The organism is Streptomyces sp. NBC_00400 (assembly GCF_036048035.1).
Taxonomy (GTDB): Bacteria; Actinomycetota; Actinomycetes; order Streptomycetales; family Streptomycetaceae; genus Streptomyces.
Genome location: NZ_CP107940.1, coordinates 3967273 through 3986455 on the forward strand (window position 1 = coordinate 3967273; position 19183 = coordinate 3986455).

General features: G+C 72.0%; 16 protein-coding genes. 10 read left to right on the forward strand and 6 right to left on the reverse strand.

The window, feature by feature from the left end; all coding sequences use genetic code 11:
• Position 1 precedes the first annotated feature (1 nt).
• Entirely contained in the window at positions 2-1219 is a 1218-nt protein-coding gene (locus OHS81_RS17230; RefSeq protein ID WP_443058716.1) for an Lrp/AsnC family transcriptional regulator, read from the reverse strand.
• Between the two features lie 221 nt (positions 1220-1440).
• Here OHS81_RS17230 and OHS81_RS17235 point away from each other — a divergent pair, with 221 nt between their 5' ends.
• A complete protein-coding gene (locus tag OHS81_RS17235; protein ID WP_328385637.1) occupies positions 1441-3060 on the forward strand; it encodes an MFS transporter in 1620 nt (539 codons plus the stop codon).
• 187 nt (positions 3061-3247) lie between these two features.
• A complete protein-coding gene (locus OHS81_RS17240; protein ID WP_328385638.1) occupies positions 3248-4318 on the forward strand; it encodes a LysR family transcriptional regulator in 1071 nt (356 codons plus the stop codon).
• On the opposite strand, the gene OHS81_RS17245 is transcribed toward OHS81_RS17240, so the two are convergent.
• On the reverse strand, positions 4308-5303 hold the full coding sequence (locus OHS81_RS17245; RefSeq protein WP_328391220.1) for a MerR family transcriptional regulator: 996 nt from the start codon (positions 5301-5303) through the stop codon (positions 4308-4310). The genes OHS81_RS17240 and OHS81_RS17245 overlap by 11 nt on opposite strands.
• 382 nt (positions 5304-5685) lie before the next feature.
• On the opposite strand from OHS81_RS17245, the gene OHS81_RS17250 reads away from it, so the two are divergent.
• From OHS81_RS17250 to mltG, 5 genes are all read left to right on the forward strand, one after another.
• Positions 5686-6000 carry an SAV_915 family protein gene (locus OHS81_RS17250; RefSeq protein ID WP_328385639.1) on the forward strand — a complete coding sequence of 105 codons (315 nt, stop codon included), beginning with the start codon at positions 5686-5688 and terminating at the stop codon, positions 5998-6000.
• 14 nt (positions 6001-6014) lie between these two features.
• Complete coding sequence (gene lysA, locus OHS81_RS17255; RefSeq protein ID WP_328385640.1) at positions 6015-7505, forward strand: diaminopimelate decarboxylase; 1491 nt, start codon at positions 6015-6017, stop codon at positions 7503-7505.
• Between the two features lie 301 nt (positions 7506-7806).
• Entirely contained in the window at positions 7807-8517 is a 711-nt protein-coding gene (locus OHS81_RS17260; RefSeq protein ID WP_328385641.1) for a FadR/GntR family transcriptional regulator, read from the forward strand.
• A gap of 176 nt (positions 8518-8693) precedes the next feature.
• The gene (locus OHS81_RS17265) at positions 8694-9980 is read left to right on the forward strand and encodes a CynX/NimT family MFS transporter (protein WP_328385642.1); all 1287 of its coding nucleotides are present in this window, start codon (positions 8694-8696) and stop codon (positions 9978-9980) included.
• A gap of 169 nt (positions 9981-10149) precedes the next feature.
• Positions 10150-10992 carry an endolytic transglycosylase MltG gene (gene mltG, locus OHS81_RS17270; protein WP_328385643.1) on the forward strand — a complete coding sequence of 281 codons (843 nt, stop codon included), beginning with the start codon at positions 10150-10152 and terminating at the stop codon, positions 10990-10992.
• A gap of 143 nt (positions 10993-11135) precedes the next feature.
• Here mltG and OHS81_RS17275 read toward each other — a convergent pair whose 3' ends face one another.
• The 4 genes from OHS81_RS17275 to OHS81_RS17290 all read right to left on the reverse strand — a co-directional run bounded on the left by OHS81_RS17275 (position 11136) and on the right by OHS81_RS17290 (position 14910).
• A complete protein-coding gene (locus OHS81_RS17275) occupies positions 11136-11912 on the reverse strand; it encodes an ABC transporter permease subunit (RefSeq protein WP_328385644.1) in 777 nt (258 codons plus the stop codon).
• Between the two features lie 23 nt (positions 11913-11935).
• Complete coding sequence (locus OHS81_RS17280) at positions 11936-12847, reverse strand: ABC transporter ATP-binding protein (RefSeq protein WP_088798904.1); 912 nt, start codon at positions 12845-12847, stop codon at positions 11936-11938.
• 76 nt (positions 12848-12923) lie between these two features.
• Positions 12924-13865 carry an ABC transporter permease gene (locus OHS81_RS17285; protein ID WP_328385645.1) on the reverse strand — a complete coding sequence of 314 codons (942 nt, stop codon included), beginning with the start codon at positions 13863-13865 and terminating at the stop codon, positions 12924-12926.
• Complete coding sequence (locus OHS81_RS17290; RefSeq protein WP_328385646.1) at positions 13855-14910, reverse strand: ABC transporter ATP-binding protein; 1056 nt, start codon at positions 14908-14910, stop codon at positions 13855-13857. Before OHS81_RS17290 ends, OHS81_RS17285 begins: the two co-directional genes overlap by 11 nt.
• A 206-nt stretch (positions 14911-15116) precedes the next feature.
• Here OHS81_RS17290 and OHS81_RS17295 point away from each other — a divergent pair, with 206 nt between their 5' ends.
• The 3 genes from OHS81_RS17295 (at position 15117) to OHS81_RS17305 (ending at position 19171) form a co-directional block, all read left to right on the forward strand.
• On the forward strand, positions 15117-15983 hold the full coding sequence (locus OHS81_RS17295) for a M24 family metallopeptidase (protein WP_328385647.1): 867 nt from the start codon (positions 15117-15119) through the stop codon (positions 15981-15983).
• Positions 15980-17830 (forward strand): SDR family oxidoreductase, encoded by a 1851-nt coding sequence (locus OHS81_RS17300; RefSeq protein WP_328385648.1) that lies wholly within the window; start codon positions 15980-15982, stop codon positions 17828-17830. Before OHS81_RS17295 ends, OHS81_RS17300 begins: the two co-directional genes overlap by 4 nt.
• Before the next feature lie 156 nt (positions 17831-17986).
• Entirely contained in the window at positions 17987-19171 is a 1185-nt protein-coding gene (locus OHS81_RS17305; RefSeq protein WP_328385649.1) for a MerR family transcriptional regulator, read from the forward strand.
• Positions 19172-19183 lie beyond the last annotated feature (12 nt).

Below are 19183 nucleotides of genomic sequence, written 5' to 3' on the forward strand. Positions count from 1 at the left end.
CTCACCGTCGGCGCCCGGCGGCGGGGGAGGTGGTGAACACCGGCCCCGGCCCCTTGATGTGCCGGATGCGGGGCGCGCTCTCCATCGCCCGTACGCCGGGCAGCGCCGCGACCCGGGTCGTCAGATAGGTGTAGAGCGCTCCGGTGCCCTGGCACAGCACGGACGCGAAGAGGTTGTTCGGTCCGGTGGTGGCGCAGGCGAAGGCGACCTCCGGGTGTGCCGCCAACGCCTCGCCGGCGGCGGCGAGTTCGGCGGGCGCGACGGACAGCCAGAGGGCGACCATCACGCCGTACCCGAACTGCCGCAGGTCGTAGTCGACGTCGTAGTACAGGACACCGTCCGCACGCAGCTCCGCCAGTCGGCGGCGAACGGTGCTGGGCGACCAGCCGGTGGCGGTGGCGAGGTCGCCGAGCGGCGTCCGGCCGTCACGGGCGAGCGCGTCGAAGAGGCGGCGGTCGGCGTCGGTGAGGGGCAGCGGGGCGGCGGCGGGCGGGGTCGCTGGATTCCGTGGGCCGGGTGGGCTCGGTGGGTTCAGTGAGACGGGTGGGTTCCATGGGCCGGATGGGTTCGGTGGATTCAGTGGGACGGGTGGGTTCGGCGGGCTGGGGCTCAGCTCGGCGATCTGTGCGTCGGTGAGCGCCCCGGACTTGCTGATCAGGCCCTGCGGACCGCCGAAGAACTCATGCAGCAGGCAGTGCGCGGTGACGCCGACGACGCTCGGGGTGCGCGGCAGCTTCTGCAGCAGCAGCGCATCGCTGTGGTCGCTGCTCGGGGCACGGCAGACGGCGGCGATCTCGGTGCCGCCGGACATCAGACTCACCCAGGACGTGTCCGTACGGCGGGCCAGCGCCTCGGCCACGGAAACGGCGGCGTCCGGCGCGCACTGGACCCGCACCATCCAGGTGACGTCGCCCAGCGCCTGCGCATCGGCGAGCCCCAGCACCTTGAGCGCACCGCTGGTGCGGTGCCGGGTGTAGCGGCGGGCGACGGTCTGGTCGGAGACGCCGAGCACCGCCGCGATCCGGCTGAACGGCGCCCGGCCGTCCAGCTGCAGCGCATGAACGAGTTGGCGGTCGAGGGCATCGAAGCCGGCGGAGCCGCCGGGGCTGCTGGGGCCGCTGGGGGGTTGGCCGGGGCCGCCGGGGAGTTGGCCGGTGGTTCTCCCCTGGAACGTTCCGTCGGTCGTCCCGCCGCCGGACTTCCCGTCGATTTTCACCATTCGAGGCTAGCGCGTGTCGGATTGCGCCGCCGGGAGCGTGGTGGCTGGGAGAACGGGTGGCGCGGGCCGCACGGTGGCGTCGGCAATACGGAGCGACGCCGCAGGGCGACGCGACGGCACAGACAGCAAGAGACAGCAAGAGACAGCACGAAGCAGCACGAAGCAGCATGAGACGGCAACAGACCGCAACAGACGGCAACCCGAGTGGAGGAAAGAAAGGCATGGGGAACGCACCCGAGAGGGGGACCGCGGCCGGCGGACGGACCGCGGCCGGCAGAGGGGCGGCGGGCGCGGGCGGGCAGCCGGGCAGGAGACCGGCGGACGGTGCGGTGGGGAGACGGGCAGGGAAGTGGTGGCCGCTGGCCGCCATCACCCTCGGCAACTTCCTGCTGCTGGTCGATGTGACGATCGTGAACACCGCACTGCCCCGGATAGCCGACGGTCTGGGTGCCTCCTTCGCCTCGCTCCAGTGGGTGCTGGACATCTACGCGCTGGCGCTGGCCGCGCTGCTGATGGTGGCGGGTTCGGCCGCTGACCTCTTCGGACGGCGTCGGCTGTACCTGGCCGGGCTGGTCCTGTTCGCGCTCGCCTCGCTGGCCTGCGGTCTGGCCCCGGACGCGGGCGTCCTGGTCGCGGCCCGCGCCGTCCAGGGCGTGGGCGCGGCGGCGATGTTCGCCACCAACACCCCGCTGCTGATGGCCGCCTATCAGGGCCGGGACCGCGGTGTGGCCTTCGGTGTCTGGGGCGGTACCAGCGGCGCCGCGGCCGCGATCGGCCCCGTACTGGGCGGGCTGCTCACCGAGTACGTGGACTGGCGGGCGATCTTCCTGGTCAACCTGCCGCTGGTCGCCGTCGCGGTGTGGATCACCCTGCGCCGGGTCGGGGAGTCGTACGGCGACCTCCCCCGGCCTCGGACGCACGCGGCCGCGGGGACCCCCCTCGCCCGTATCGACTGGCCGGGTGCCGCGTCCTTCACGGGGTGCGCGGGCGCGCTGACGTACGGGCTGATCCGCGGCGGCGAGGAGGGCTGGACGGAGTACGGGACACTCGCCTCGTTCGGCGGGGCGGTGCTCGCGCTGCTGGTGTTCCTCGTCGTCGAACGGCGGGTGCGCCGGCCGCTGCTCGATCTGCGGCTGCTGCGCCGGCCGTCGTTCGCCGCACTGATGGCGGCGGCGTTGCTGCTGCAGGCCGCGGCGTTCCCGTATCTGTCGTTCGTGGGGCTGTGGGTGCAGAACGTCGTGGGCCTGAGCCCGGTCCAGGCGGGGCTCGCGGTGACGCCGATGGCGCTGATGTCCCTGCTGGTCGGCTCGCTGAGTGGCCGGCGGCTGCAGCGGATGGCGCCCCAACTCCCGGTCGGTCTCGGCATGTTGCTCGTGGGAGCCGGGGCGCTGGTGTCCTGGGCGCTGCTGGACGACGACTCCGGCTGGGCGGTGCTGGTCCCCGGACTCGCGGTGAGCGGACTCGGCATCGGGATGGCCATGCCGGTCCTGGTCTCCGCGGCACTCGGCGCGGCGCCCCCGCAGCGGGCGGGCATGGCGAGCGGCGCCGTGAACACCTTCCGCCAGCTGGGCTACGCCCTGGGCATCGCGGTCCTCGGCACCGTCTTCACCACCGCACTGCACGACGCCGCACGGCCCGGCGCCTCCCGTACGGCGCTCGGATCCGCATACATCTCCGGGCTGACGGACATCATGCTGATCTCCGGGGTGGTGGCCCTGGCGGGCGGGCTGCTGGTCCTTGCGGTGGTACGGCGCGAGGAGAGCCGAGGCGGTCCGGCCGGCCCGCCCACGGAGGGCACCGCGGTGGCTCCGGTGCGGGAGGGGGCGCGAGCGGCGGCGTAGTCACGGCGGGGCACGAACCCGCGCGGGATGGCACGCGGGTCGGCACCCGGAACCGACGGCCGTCTGTGGTTCCGGGTTGCCGCCCTGGGCCCTGTGCCGATCTTCGCCGCGCCTGACACCCAAGTCAATCCTCTGACTTCCTTCCAAAGCCCTTAGCAGTAGCTTGGGTTGGGGCTACCGTACGCGGATGACCCTCGATGATCTGCGCGTCTTCGTGGCCGTGTGCGAGGCGGGCAGCCTCAGTGCCGTCGCCCGCAATCTCGGCTGCACCCAGTCGGCCGTGAGCCAGCGCATCAAGCGCCTCGAACGGGAGGCGGGCAGCAGGCTGTTGGAACGCCGGCCGCGCGGGGTGGCACCGACCCAGGCGGGCCGGATCCTGCACCGCGCGGCGGCGGACGGCATCGGCGGACTGGATCTGGCGCTGCACCGGCTGGCCGATCTGCGCGCGGGCGACGGCGGCACGGTCCGGGTGACCACCGGCGCCACGACCGTCCGGCACTTCATGTCCGAGGCGGTCGTCGCCTTCCGCGCCCACCACCCGCACGTCAACCTGGAGTTCCGGACCGAGAGTTCCAGCCGCCGCTGTTTCGAGGTCGTCGCGGACGGAAGCTCCGAGCTGGCCTGGATCACCATCGGCCCGCCGGTACCGGGCATCGAGCAGCATCCGGTGGTCCGGCTGCCCTGGGTGCTCGCCGTACGCGCCGATGACCCGCTCGCCGGCCGGGAGCGGATCGAGCCCGAGGAGCTGGCGGGTATCCGGCACATCCGGCTGCCGGAGAACTCCACCTCCCGTATGCGCCTCGACGATCACCTCAGCCACCGGGAGGCAGGACCCGTGCCGCCCCCGAGCACCACCAGCGTCGCCGACTGGGACACCGCCCTGCTGCTGGCCGAACTGGGCGTCGGCCATGCGGTCGTCCCCCAACTGCCGGGCCTGCACGCCTCCGTCCACCCGGCACTGCGGCTGGTCCCGATCGCGGGGCTGCCCCCGCTGGCCACCGGCTGGGCGGTACGCCGGTGGGAGGCGCTGAGCCCGGCGGCGGTGGCGTTCGCGGAAACGGTCACCGCGGGCCTGGGCGGGGACACGGGGAGGGTGACCGCGGGCCTGGGCGGGGACACCGAGACGGTGGCCGCATGCCTGGGCGGGGACACCGAGACGGAGAAGGGGGTCCCGGTGGGGCTTGGCGGCGAGGTGGGGAGGGGCAGGGCGGCCACCGCGGGCCCGGGTGGCGGCGAGGCGGGGAGCGTCAGGCCCTGACCACCGGCTCCTGGAGCTCGGTGACCCACTTCTCCTGATCCGGCGGGCACTCCAGGTAGAGCTCGCGGGCGTACCCGGCGGAGCGGTAGCCGTTGGCGTCGATCCAGTGCGCGAGGTTCTGTGCGGTCGGCAGGATGCGGCTCATCGGGCCGTGGTGCACCACCGTGGCGGCGCAGTCGAGGCCGGGGAGGGTCACGACGTCGAAGCCGAGGCCGGAGCCCGGGCCGGGGCCGGAGGGGCCGGCGCTTGTGACGCCCGCCTTGGCCAGGGCCTCTTGGGTGATCACGAGCCCCGCGTGGACGACGATGGCGTCACCGCCGGCGGCTGCCTTTCCGCCGGGCCCGGCGGGTCGGCCTTCCCCTGTTCCCGTCCGCGGGCTTCCCGCCTGCTCCGGTGCCGCCGGTGCCTTTGGGGCGTCCGGGGCGTCCGGGCTGTCCGGTGCCTCCGGTGCGTCCTCGTAGTACGCCAGCCCCGGGCCCGCCGGGGTCACCCCTGCCTCCTCCAGCCGTCGGCACAGCGCGCCGTAGAGCGGCTGGATGACCGGCCCGATGTCCTCGGGCCCGTAACCGGCGGCGATCCCGCTCAGCTCCGCCAGCAGCACCGTGTCGGTGGGCTTGACCACCACATCGTCGGCAGACATGCGTCCCTCACTCTCGATCGTCCGGAGCCTCGCCTCGACCTGCGCCAGCCGCGCACGCGCCGCCGTCAGCGACGCTTCCAGCTCCGCCCGCCGCAGCCGCAGCATGCCGCGCAGCTCGGGCACGCTCACTTCCTCGGCCAGAATCGCCCTCACTTGCTGAAGGCTGAATCCGAGGTCCTTGAGCGCGATGATCCGGTTGAGCCGGGCGAGCTGCGCCGCCTCGTAGAAGCGGTAGCCGCTGACGGGGTCGGTACGGGCCGGGCGCAGCAGCCCGATCGCGTCGTAATGGCGCAGCATGCGGGCCGACACACGGCCGTACTGGGCGAAATCTCCGATGCTGAACATGGTGCCCTCCAGTGGAGTGCTTTCCACCGTGTCAAGGTCAAGCGCGGCAGGCCAGGGGGTGGGGTGGACAGATCGGCGGGCGCGGGGCACGCGCCGCCAACGGGTGGACGGACCGGGCCCGTCCCGACCGCACGGGCCCTGGGACCGCCCCGGCCGCCCGCACCGGGGACCGCCCCGGCCGCCCGCACCGCGCCCCGGCGTCACCACCGATACACAATCGGTCACCAGGCGGCAGCATCGCGTCAAGTAGCGTCCACAACCCGTCAATGACGCGTCAGTGGCCGGCGGAGTGCCCGGTTCCCCGGGAATAGCGTCAGGGCCGAGCCCCGGCGTACGCGTTTCCCACCGGTCCGGGGCCGAGGTCCCCTCGAGGAGCAACGCCGTGTCCCACCTTCTGTACGCGGAAGATCCCGAGCCTGCCGAACGTGTCCCGGCCGGGCTTCTCTTCGTCCCTGTCCGGTCGGGCCCCGCGGGCTGCACCGCCCGTCTGTTCCGTACTCCGCTCGGCGGCCGCACCGCCGTCGGCTTCACCTCGCCCCAGCGACTCGCCGCGGCCCTCGGCAGCGATCAGCCCTGGGTCAGGCTCTCCGAGCCCGCGCTGCGTGCGCTGGCCGAACCCGTCGGAGCGACGGCCTTGACCGTCGATCCACGGTTCGCCCCCTGCGTTCCCCGTGGTCAGCACCTACGGGCCGTCTGAGGGAGAGCACCGCCATGAGCCACCGCACACTGCCCCAGCCCCCTCGCCGCACCACGCGCCGGACCGGCGCTCCGTCACCGGCCACCACCGCCGTGGCGAGCGTGCCACCGGCCGCCGACCAGCTGCTGTCCGCGAAGGAACCGCCGTCCGCCGACGAACCGCCGTCCGCCGGCCATCCGTTGCCCACCGACGAACCGCCGTCCGCCGCCGAACCGCTGTCCATCTGGCCCGGGTCCGCGGCGCCGCTCGGCCACGACGACCTCGCCGTGGGCGGTGTCCCGCTCACCGAGGTCGCCGACCGCTTCGGCACCCCCGCCTACGTCCTGGACGAAGCCGAGGTACGCCACCGCTGCCGGGCCTACCTGCGGGCCTTCCCGGGCGCCGATGTCTTCTACGCCGCCAAGGCGTTCCTGTGCCGCGCCATGGTCCACTGGGTGCGGGAGGAAGGGCTCGGCCTGGACGTCTGCTCCGCCGGTGAGCTGGAGTTGGCCGTCACCAGCGGGTTTCCGCCCGCGCGGATCGTGCTGCACGGCAACGCCAAGAGCCCGGCCGACCTGCGGGCGGCGCTGCGGCTCGGCGTCGGCCGGATCGTCATCGACAGCACCTCGGAGATCGCCCGGCTGGCCGCCGCGGTCCCCGCGGGCAGCCGGCAGAAGGTGCTGATCCGGGTCGTGCCGGGCATCGCCGCCGGCGGCCACGCCAAGATCCGTACCGGGACCGACGACCAGAAGTTCGGGCTGTCGCTCGCCGACGGCTCCGCGCAGCACGCCATCACGCGCATCCTCAGCCAGCCACGGCTCGAACTGGTCGGCCTGCACTGCCACCTGGGATCGCAGATCACCACCGTCAAGCCCTATCTCTCGGCCGTGCGCCGGCTGATCGGCCTGCTGGCCCGGATTCACGAGCAGCACGGCATCACCCTGCCCGAGCTGGACCTCGGGGGCGGCCACGGCGTCGCCTACCGGCCCGGCGAGCCCACGCTCGACCTCGCCACCCTCGGCGACCGGCTGCGCGCCGAACTGGCCGGCGGCTGCGCGGCGGCCGGACTGCCGGTGCCACGGCTCGCCATCGAACCCGGCCGCGCCATCGCGGGCCCGGCCGGTGTCGTCCTCTACCGGGTGCTGTCCGTCAAACGCACCGGTACGCACACGTTCGTGGCGGTGGACGGCGGGATGAGCGACAACCCGCGGCCCGCGCTGTACGGGGTGCGCTATGCGCCACGGCTGATCGGCCGCCGCACGTCCGCCGCACCGGAACCGGTCACCGTGGTCGGACGGCACTGCGAGGCCGGCGATGTGCTCGCCGCCGACGTCCGGCTGCCCGGCGACATCCGTCCCGGCGATCTGCTGGCCGTGCCCGTCGCCGGTGCGTATCACCTCTCGATGGCCTCCGGCTACAACCTCGTCGGCAGGCCACCGGTCATCGCCGTCGCCGAGGGGCACGCCCGTCTTCTTGTACGGCGCGAATCCCTCGCGGACATCCAGGAGCGGGACATCGGGCTGTGACGCCGGGAGGGCCCGCCGCGCCGCGTCCCCGCCTCCTGCGGGCGGCCGGCGCCTGCGGGAAGCCGGCGGGCCCTCCCGGCTGTCGCCCTGCCCCACCCCCCTCGCCTCCCTCGCCTCCCTCGCCTCCCCCACCTCCCTCGCCCCCCTTGCCTCCCTCGCCTCCCCCACCTCCCTCGCCTCCCTTGCCTCCCTCGCCTCCCCCACCTCCGTGTATGGTGAACGCATCAGTTGTAGGATGACCGGGCAAAGTCTGGTCACATCAGACGGATCTGACCAGACCCGGACCAGATCGGATCAGGGCATGGCACTGCAGGCAGCGGGACGGCAATCCCTCGTGGACACCGTCGTCGACGCCCTGCGGTCCCAACTGACAGCCGGGGAGTGGCAGGTGGGGGCACGGATCCCCACCGAGCATGCGCTCGCCGAACAGCTCCAGGTCGGCCGGAACACCGTCCGCGAAGCGGTACGGGTACTCGTACACGCCGGGATGCTGCGCTCACGGCAGGGCGAAGGCACCTTTGTCGTCTCCACCGCCGACCCGGGCGACGTCATGCGCGGCGTCCAGCGCGCCGGAATCCGCGACGTACTGGAACTGCGCATCGCCCTGGAGGCGGAAGCGGCCCGGCTGGCCGCGCTCCGCCATCTGCCCGCCGATCTGGAGCGGATGCGAGCGGCCCTGGACGCTCAGGCCGAACTGGCGGACGCCGAGGGACACCCCGATGCCGACAACCTGGAGCTCTACGCCGATCACGACATCGCCTTCCACAAAGCCGTCGTCGAGGCCGCGCACAACACCGCGCTGACCGCGACCTACGGCTGGTTCAGCAGCTCGGTACGGGAGTCGTTGGTCAACTATCTCGGCGACCGGGCGATGCCGAAGATCGTGCACGGCGATCATGTCGCAGTCCTGGACGCGATCGCGGCGGGCGACCCGGAGGCAGCTCAGCGGGCCATCCGCGAGGTCCTGGAGAAGCCGAAACAGGCCCTGGAGAACCTGCTGGCCGGCGGCTGACGCCCTCGCTCACCCCCGATATGCGGATTGCCGCCTTCAGTTCTCCTCTCCCTCTTCTCTTGTTCTCTTCCTTCTCTTCCTTCTCTTTCTTCCTTCTCTCCTGTCTCTTCTCTCTTCCGCGAACGCACACCACTCCCTTACCCGAACGCACACCACCCTTGGCGAGGTAGGCACGTATGGCAGGGCCCAGGTCCGAAACAACCTTGATCGACGCTGAGGAGGATCTGGTCGCGGCACCGCCGGTCGCCGCGGCCCGCCGACGTCTACGGGCCCACCCGGCCCTGATCATGGCCGGAATCGTTCTTGCCGCGGTCAATATGCGGGCGGCGCTGGCCGGGGTCTCGCCGTTGCTCGGCGAGATCGGCCGGCACTTCCGGCTGACCGCGACGGCCAGCAGCCTGGTGACGACCATCCCGCTGATCTTCATGGGCCTCGGTTCGATCGTGGCACCGAAGCTGGCACGCCGCTGGGGCACGGAGGCGGCGCTGTGCGGGGCACTGGTGGCCCTGTGCGGCGGCATCGTGCTGCGGATCGCCCCGCCGGTGCTCGCGCTGTTCGCCGGGTGTGCCGTGGTCGGTACCTCCATAGCCTTGCTGAATGTGCTGATGCCGGGCCTGATCAAGCGGGACTTCCCGGAGCGGGCCGCGGGGATGACGGCGCTGTACTCGACCGCGATGATCCTGGGCGCGACCGTCTCCGCCGCCTCCGCGGTCCCGCTGGAGAGCGCGCTCGGCACCTGGCAGGGTGCGCTGGTCTCCTGGTCGCTGCCGGCCGCCGTCGCCGCGGTCGTCTGGGTTCCGCAGACGCTCATGGCCCGGCGCGGTACCCGCCATGGCGCGGCCGCGGCCACCCCTGTGCACGTCGGCGAGGACGGGCCGAAGCTGAGCCGTTCCCCGCTGGCCTGGCAGGTCACGCTCTTCATGGGCTCGCAGTCGCTGATCGCGTACGTGTCCATCGCCTGGATGCCGACGATCTTCACCGACCACGGCATGGGCAAGGGCGAAGCGGGCCTGGTCTTCGCCTTCAGCACGCTGCTGCAGATGGCCGGTTCGTTCATCGTGCCGATGCTCGCGGGGCGGATGCGGCGTCAGCGGCTGCTGGCAGTGGCCGTGTCCGCGCTGATGGCCTGCGGTATCGGCGGACTGCTGCTGGCACCGGTGGCGGGCGCCTGGCTGTGGGCGGCGTTCCTCGGCGTCGGGCAGGGCGGTGCGCTGGGCCTGGCCCTGACGATGATGGTGCTGCGCTCGGGCGATGCCCACACCGCAGCGCGCCTCTCCGGTATGGCCCAGACCGGCGGGTACCTTCTGGCGGCCGCCGGCCCCCTCGTCCTGGGGGCCGTCCACCAGGTCACCCACGGCTGGACCGTCCCCCTTGTGCTGCTGATCGCCGTCTGCGCGGGACTGGCGCTGGTGGGTATGGGCGCGGGCCGGGACCAGCGGATCGGAGCACCGGCCGTCCGGTGACGAGGGCCGGGGCAGGGCCCCTGCCGGGCTGATGCGGCGTCCTGGAGCTCGTCCCGTTACCGGCCGGGGTGTGGCCGGTGGATGGCGAGCCGGTGAATGATCTCCGCCGTCGGCGGAGATCCGGGGAGCAGCTGCCACGCGCCCCTTCCGTCTCGCCTACCGTGCCCCCATGAGCGATGTGGAGCGCACCGTTCGCCGGTCAGGACCGCGGATCTCCCGCACCGGCCGGCTCGTCCTCGTAGCGGTGCTGTGTGTGCTGGTCGTCCTTGCCGTTCTGCTGCTGCCGCGGCTGCTGCGGGGGCTGCGGCCCGGGCAGACGCTGACCGTCCCGGAGGGGCAGCGGGCCTCGCAGGTCTACGCGGCCGCCGACAAGGCCCTGCACCGTCCGGCCGGGTCCACCGCGAAGGCCGCCAAGAGCGCGCATCTGGACCTGCCGGCCGAGGCGAAGGGCAACCCCGAGGGCTACCTCTTCCCGGCGACCTATCCCCTCGACTCGGACACCACCCCGGCGTCGCTGCTCGGCTACATGGTCAAAACCGCCAAGCAGCGGCTCGCCGCCGACGGCATCGCCTCCTACCGGAAGGTCGTCATCGCCAGCATGGTGCAGGCCGAGGCGGACCGGCCGGCCGATATGGGCAAGGTCGCCCGGGTGATCGGCAACCGGCTTGCGCACCACATGCCGCTGCAGATGGACTCGACGATCAACTACGCGCTGGGCCGCAGCACCCTTCGCACCAGCCACGCCGACACCAGGACCAAGAACCCGTACAACACCTACCGGTACCAGGGCCTGCCGCCGACGCCGATCGACAATCCCGGGGCGGACGCGCTGAAGGCGGCCGGCGCGCCGCCCGCGGGCGACTGGCTCTACTTCGTCACCGTCAAACCGGGCGACACCCGCTTCACCGCCGACTACCAGGAACATCTGCGCAACGTCCGGGAGTTCAACGGCCGGCAGGCGCGCGCCGGGAGTGGTGGGGGCGGTGGCGGTGGGGGCGGTGGAAGGGCTTAGGGGGCGCCCCCGCGCCCGCAGTCCCCGCAGTCCCCGCAGTGACCGGAGTCCCCGCGTGCCCGCAGTCCCTTCCACGTCCGCAGTCCCCGCCGTGCGCGCAGTGCCTCCCCCGCGCCGCCGTGCCCGGATGCCGTTACTCCTCGTTACTCCTCGCCGGCCAGAGTGAGCGCCTTCAGGCGGCGGGCGGCATACCAGGTGGCGGCGGCCGTGAGGGCCACCAGCAGACCGAGGGCGAGCGGGAGTTGGACGTCAGAGGTGATCGCTCCCTCCGCGGCTGCCTTCTGGCCGACCGCCAGCGCCCACTGCTGGACGCTGAGCGTCTTCGCGCCCGGGATGAGAGTGCCGACCAGCGACTCCCAGACCAGGGCGTAGACCAGGCCGAACACGACGGCGTGCCGGCTGATCGTGCCGAAGAGGAGGAAGAGGGCGCTGTAGGCGACCGACGCGACGGCCGCCGCCACGGCGTATCCCACGGCCATCTGCTGGCTGTTCCCGTTGAGGAGGAAGCCGGCGAGCAGCACGGGAAGGGCGGAGAAGGCGACCGTGACGCCTATCGCGACCAGGAGTTTGGTGAAGATGATCGTCGGCCGGGACACCGGCTTGGCGAGGAGATAGACCACCGAGCCGTCGTCGATCTCCGGGCCGATCGCGCCCGTACCGGCGATGACGCCGATCAGCGGCACCATCGTGCCCAGCGCGAAGGTGCCCAGGATGCCTCCGGCGGTGGAGTCATCGGCGCCGGTCAGCACCCGGACGGCCACCGAGAGCGCCACCAGCAGGGCGGGCAGCACGAAGAGGACCAGCGCCCGGCGCCGGCCGAGCAGGGCGCGGTAGGTGAGCCGGGCAACGGTGGGGTGGAAGAGCGCGGCCTTGGGTGCGCCGGGGGGCGCGGCGGGGGCCGTGGGAGTGGTCGTGGACATGCGTCAGGGCTCCTTTCAGGGCCTCAGGCCGCTACGAGGTAGGAGAAGACGGATTCCAGCGACTCGTCGGAGGGCGAGACCGTCAGAAGGCGGATGCCGTGGTCGCGGGCGACCCGCGGCAGGAGTTCGGTGAAGCGGCCGAAGTCGACCGCCTGGATGCGCAGCGCGCCTTCGGCGAGGTCCACCTCGATGCCGGCCGTCGAGGGGTCGGCGATCAGCGCACCGGCCAGTGCCCGGTCGTTGTCCGACCGGACCAGATAGCGGTGCGGGCGGTCCGTCATCAGGCGGCGGATCTTGCGGAAGTCACCGGACGCGGCATGCCGTCCGGCCACCACCACCTCGATGTGGGAGGCAAGCTGTTCGACCTCTTCGAGGATGTGCGAAGAGAACAGGACCGTACGGCCCTGGTCGCCCATCTGCCGCAGCAGCTCCATCAGCTGCATCCGCTGGCGGGGGTCCATGCCGTTGAACGGCTCGTCGAGCAGCAGCACGGACGGGTCGTGGACCAGCGCGGAAGCCATCTTCACGCGCTGCCGCATGCCCTTGCTGTACGTCGAGATCTTGCGGTCCTGGGCGTACTCCATCTCGACGGTGGCCAGCGCCCTGGCCGCCTCCGCCCGGCCGAGTCCGTGCAACTCCGCGTTGGCGAGGACGAATTCGCGCCCCGTGAGGAAGTCGTACATCGCCTCGCGCTCCGGGACGATGCCGATGTGGCGGTAGATACCGGCGTTGCGCCAGATCGTGGTGCCGTCGAGGGTGACCGAGCCGTTGGAGGGCGCGAGGAAGCCGCCCATCATGTTGATGAGCGTGGACTTGCCCGCGCCGTTGGGGCCGAGCAGGCCGGTCACGCCGGGACCGATGGTCATCGTGATGTCGTTGACGGCGACGACGTTGCCGAACCAGCGCGAGACATGGTCGATGGTGAGAGTGCTCATGGGCGCAGCCCATTCCTTAGGAGGGTGGTGGTCGGGCCGGGGGTGCCGACCGCCGGCAGCCGGCGGCCGGGGGCGGTCACAGTCCGGCCTTCCGGTAGCGGCGCATCAGCAGGGCGTAGCAGCCGGCGATGACGGTCAGGGTGACGAGGAGATAGACGAATCCGGCACCGGTCGACGGCTCCACGCCGTTGGGGAAGGAGCTGGTGCCGCCGAGGAAGGTCGACTGCACACCGTCGATCAGCGTGATGGGGGAGAACAGCCCCAGCCAGCCGATGGCGGCCTCGTTGCCCTGCGCGAAGGCGATGCTCTGGACGGCGCTCACCGCACCGTACGGAATGGTGAGGACGGCGATCACGGCGGCGACGCCGAAACCACGACGGGGCGTGATCGCGGAGACGACCAGGCCGATCCCGGCGAACAGCAGGGAGAGCAGCACCACGGCGATCAGTCCTTGTGCCAGCCCCTTGGTCTGGTCGGCGAAGTCCAGCTCGGCCAGCAGCGCGCCGACGTAGAGGACCAGCAGCGGGGCGCCGGTGAGGATCAGCAGAGCGCCGGCCATCGCCGCGAACTTCGATACCACGTAGTCGCTGCGCTCGATGGGGCGGGAGAAGTACAGCGGTATGGACTTGAAGCGCAGGTCACGCGAGACCGACTGCGGGGCCTGGGAGGCCAGATAGAGGCCGATGACGGCCTGGAGGTAGACGGCGTAGCGGGAGTAGCTGACCGGGAGGCTGCCGGACTTGGTGACCACCGCCACCGCGACCATGATCGCGGCGGGCAGGCACATCACCGCGAAGAGCAGCATCGGCAGCACCTTGCTCTTGGCCGAGCGGCCCAGACCGTAGGCACCGCGCAGGCTCTGCGAGAAGAGCGACCGCCGGGCGTAGGCGCGGCCCAGACGGGGGCCGTCGTAGTGGCGGTAGCCGATGTTGTGGATGTAGGCGCCGCCCGGCGCGCCGGATGCGGACGTCGTGGATGCGGACGTCGTGGATGCGGACGTCGTGGGCTCAGGCGACATCGTGGGCGCCTCCGTCCTGGGTGGCATACGGGGCGCTCGGGGCGCCTGCGGTGGCGGGGGTGTCGTGCGCCGCATCCGCATCGTGGAAGACCTCGGCGATCCGGTGCCTGCGCTGTTCCATCCGGATCAGGCCGAGCCCGAGTCCGGCGACGGTGTCCCGCACCAGGTCGTAGGTCTCCTCTCCGGCCGCCTCGACGTACAGGAGGTGCCCGGCGGAGGCGAGGCTTTCCGACCCGGCGGCGCCGGTGGTGACGGTGGCTCCGGCGGCGGTCAGGGCCGCGCGCAGCGCCGCGGTGCCGTCCGGATGGGCATCGTTGTCCGTGACCTCGACCGCCAGCGAGGCCGTGACCTGTGTGAACTCATCCGTCGAGGAGGAGCGCAGCAGTGCGCCGCCGTCGATGACGACGACGTGATCACAGGTCCGCTCCAGCTCACCGAGGAGGTGGGAGGTCACCAGGACGGAGATCCCGAAGTCGGTGTGAACGCGCCGGATCAGGCCGAGCATTTCGTCCCGCCCGGCCGGGTCGAGGCCGTTGGTGGGCTCGTCGAGGAACACCAGCTGCGGGTCGTGGACCAGCGCCTGGGCCAGTTTCACCCGCTGCTTCATACCCGTGGAGTAGCCGCCGATGGGGCGGTAGCGCTCCTCGTAGAGGCCGACGTGGCGCAGGGTGTCCGCGGTGCGCTCACGGGCGGCGGCCGGCGGCAGTCCGGACATCCGGGCCATGTGCACGACGAATTCGGTGGCCGAGACGTCCGGGGGCAGGCAGTCGTGCTCGGGCATATAGCCGACCCGCTCACGGATGGTGCCGCCGTCCTTGGTCACGTCCAGGCCGAGGACGTGCGCGGTCCCTTCGGTGGCCGGGGCCAGTCCGAGAAGGATCTTGATCAGGGTGGACTTGCCGGCACCGTTGGCACCCACCAGGCCCGTTACGCCGGGGGCGATGTCAAGGGAGAGCCGGTCCAACGCGGTCACCCGCGGGTACCGCTTGCTCAGGCTTTCGGTCACGATCACAGTCACGTCATCGACGGTAGTGGCCCCGGCCACACCGGTCGTCAGACCAGACGGTGGGATGTGCCTCCCCCTGCGGTATTACGTGCCCGTAGGGGTCTCCTGCTTCGAGCGGCCATGGCCTCGGGGTGCGGCGCTTGCTCGAAGGCCCCCTTGACGCAGCCGCCGGCCATTGTCACATTCGTCAGTGTCAGGTTACGGGCGCGTACCGCGATGCACCGCTCACGGACGGACGGTTGACGATGGCCTCAGCCACCTCGGGGAGCTCGCCAGGAGCCGGGGAACTCACCGACGGGCTCAGGGGGTTCAGAGAGGTCCAGCGGCTCGCGTACGCCTGTGCCGAGGCGGTGGCCGCCCAGCTCAGGCCCGGGGTCACCGAGCGGGAGGCCGCGCGGATGCAGCGCGAGTGGCTGCGCGAGCGCGGGGTGCGGGACCGGTTCCATCTGCCGTTCGCCTGGTTCGGCGACCGCACCGCCTTCGTCAACTTCCGCCTGCCGCTGCAGTTCTTCCCGACCCAGCGCGAGCTGGAACCGGGGATGGCCTTCATCCTCGACATGGCGCCGGTGCACCGGGGCTTCACGGCCGACATCGGCTACTCCGGCTGCCTCGGACTCAACCCCGTGCACGACCGGCTGCTCACCGATCTCGGAGCGCACCGGCAGCTGATCCTGCGCGAGGTGCGCGAGGGGCGCTCGCTGCGGGAGATCTACGAGGACGTCGACCGGCTGATGATGCGGCAGGGCTACGCCAACCGCCACCGCGCCTACCCCTTCGGCGTCCTCGCGCACAAGGTCGACCGGGTACACAGGCGCCGCTGGTCACCCACCCTCTTCGGGTTCGGCATCCAGTCCCTCAAGGGCCTCGCCTCCGATGCGCTGCACGGCCACCGTGAGGGCTGGTCCCCGCTGTGGAGCCCCTACGCCTTCTCCGACCACCTGCCGCAGCCGGGCCTGTGGGCGGTCGAACCCCACCTCGGGTTCCGGGGAACGGGCGCGAAGTTCGAGGAGATCCTGGTCGTCACGGACTCCAAGGACCCGCAGGAGAAGGCCTTTTGGCTGGACGACGATCTGCCGCATGTGCGGCACCGGCAGGAGGAGAAGGCAGCATGAACACGGGACGAGGCCGGGGAAAGGGACAGCGAACGGGGCGGGGGCCGCAGCCCGGGGCGGGGCTCGACGGTGCAGGGCTCGACGACGCGGGGCTCGACGGCGCGCGGGAGCGCTGGGTGCGGACGGGTGGTATCGAGCTGTGCGTCGCCGAGCTGGGGGATCCGGCACAGCCCACGGTGATGCTGGTGCACGGCTATCCGGACAGCAAAGAGGTGTGGTCCGAGGTCGCCCGCGGCCTGGCCGGCCGGTTCCATGTGGTGCTCTACGACGTGCGGGGCTGCGGCCGTTCCACCGCTCCGCAGCCGCTGCGCGGCGGCTTCACCCTGGAGAAGCTGACGGACGACTTCCTGGCCGTCGCCGACGCCGTCAGCCCCGACCGCCCGGTTCACCTCGTCGGCCACGACTGGGGCTCGGTCCAGGGCTGGGAGTTCGCCACGGTGCGCCGTACGGAGGGCCGGATCGCCTCCTTCACCTCCATGTCGGGCCCGTCCCTGGACCACTTCGGCCACTGGATCAAGAAGCGCATGGCGCGTCCCACGCCCCGGCGCGCCGCCCAGCTCCTCCACCAGAGCGCCAAGTCCTGGTACGTCTACATGCTGCACACGCCTGTGCTGCCCGAACTGGCATGGAAGGGTCCGCTCGGCAAGCGCTGGCCACAGATCCTGCAGCGCCTGGAGAAGGTACCGGGCGGTGACTACCCGACCGCTTCACTGCCGGCCGATGCCGCCCACGGCGCCTGGCTCTACCGTGACAATGTTCTTCCCCGGCTCCGCCGCCCGCGCGGCGACGCCTATGCGCACTGCCCGGTCCAGCTGATCACCCCGACCGGCGACGCCTTCCTCTCCCAGCGGCTGTACGACGACCTGGAACAGTGGGCGCCCCAGCTGGTGCGCCGTACCCTCCCGGCCAAGCACTGGGTCCCGCGTACCCGCCCCGACCAGCTCGTCTCCTGGATCGGTGCGTTCGTCGCCGCCAAGGAAGAGGGGAATCCGGCACAGCAGGTCGTGGCATCCGGCCCGCATGCCGACCGGTTCGGCGGTCAGCTGGTGCTGGTGACCGGCGCGGCCGGCGGCATCGGCCGGGCGACGGCGTTCGCCTTCGCCGAGGCCGGCGCACGGATCGTCGCCGTCGACCGGGATGCCGAGGGTGCGGTACGGACCGCCGAGATGTCCCGGCTGATCGGTGCGCCGGAGGCCTGGGCGGAGGTCGTCGATGTCTCGGACGAGGCGGCGATGGAGAAGCTCGCCGACACGGTCGGCGCCGAGTACGGCACCGTCGACGTCCTGGTGAACAACGCCGGCATCGGCCTGTCCGGCCCCTTCCTGCAAACCGGTACCGAGGACTGGAAAAAGGTGCTGGACGTCAACCTGTGGGGCGTCATTCATGGCTGCCGGAGCTTCGGCAAGCGGATGGCACACCGCGGGCAGGGCGGCCATATCGTCAATGTCGCCTCGGCCGCCGCCTTCCAGCCGTCGAGGGTGCTGCCCGCCTACAGCACCTCCAAGGCGGCCGTCCTGATGCTCAGCGAGTGCCTGCGTGCCGAACTGGCCGGTCAGGGCATCGGCGTCTCGGCCATCTGCCCGGGGCTGGTCAACACCGGCATCACCGCAACGGCCCGCTTCACCGGTGTCTCGGCCGACGAGGAGAAGCGCCGCCAGGCCAGGGCCTCGCGGGCGTACAGGCTGCGGAACTACCCTCCGGAGAAGGTCGCCGACGCCATTCTGCGTGCGGTGGTCCGCAATCAGGCGGTGGTGCCGGTCACCCCCGAAGCCCGCGGCGCCTACCTGATGTCCCGCTTCGCCCCACGCGCGCTGCGCCTACTTGCCCGCTTCGAGCCGCGACTGTAACGCCGGACGCCCGACGCCCGGCCGGCATTCGCAGCCGGGGCCGGGCTCACGGGCCACGGGCCACGGCGGGCACGGTGAGCCGCACGTCCACGCGTAGGGCGCGCCTCTCGTGGCACGCGACCCGTCGTATGCGGCCCTCTCGTAAGGAGCACCCCAGTGACCGAGCAGCCGCCGAAGGGCGAATACCGCATCGAGGACCTGGCGCACCTCAGCGGCGCCACGGTCCGCACGATCCGTGCCTATCAGGACCGCGGGCTGCTCCCCCGCCCGGAGCGCCGGGGCCGGGCAAATGTCTACGGCGACACCCATCTGGCCCGGCTGCGCCAGATCGCCGATCTGCTCGACCGCGGATACTCCCTCGCCAGCATCAAGGAACTCCTCGAGGCCTGGGACGCAGGACTCGACCTCGGCGGGGTCCTGGGCCTGGTCGCCGAGATCGACGGGCCGTGGACCGACGAGAAGGCGTCCTGTGTCAGCCGCCCGGACCTGGACACCGCCTTCGGGGGCTCCTCCGACGAGGAGGCGATCGCCGAGGCCGTCGAGCTCGGCGTCCTGGAAAGGATCCCCGGCGAGGACGACGCGTTCCTCGTCCCCAGCCCGCAGGAACTCGCCGTCGCCGCCGAACTGCACTCCGCCGGCGTCCCGCTTCTGGCGATCACCGGCCATCTGCGGGAGGTACGGACCGAGGTCGAGCACATCGCCTCCCGCTTCCTGGATTTCACCACCGAGCATGTCTTCCAGCCCTTCCTGGACCACCCGCCCACCGAGGCCGAGGCCGCGGAAGCAGCCACCCTCGTACGCCGGCTGCGCCCCCTGGCCCAGCAGACGATTGACGCCGAACTCGCCCGCGCCATGCGCACCCTGGCCACCCGCTACCTGCGCCATCACCTCAGCGAGGCACTACCGGCAGAGGCGATCGGTTCGGTCGAGGCGGGGGCCCTGGCGTCGACAGCGGCGGTCGCCGCCGGGCGGACGCCCGTCGGGACGCAGCCTTCCGAGGCGGGCCACGGAGGCATGCCCGAACCCGAGGCCGCGCCCCGCCCCCGTACCGTGCCCGGACCGCCGTCGGCCGTCCCGACGGCAACGTCCGGACCGGTCGCAGCCCCTCGTACCGCGTCCGGCCCCGACATGGCGGCGGAAACGGTGCTGCTCCCCGCCGAAGCCGTGCAGGCGGTGCGGGCTCTGGTGGGCGCGGAGCACACGGCCGCCTTCATCGCCGCCGCCGCACACCGGGAGGTGCAGGCCCGCACCATGGACACCCTGGCGTCGGGCGCAAGCGGGACCGTGCCGAGGGACGACGCGGCCGGTGCCCACCCGGAGCACCGGACCGGAGCTCCCTGAGCACCACCCAAC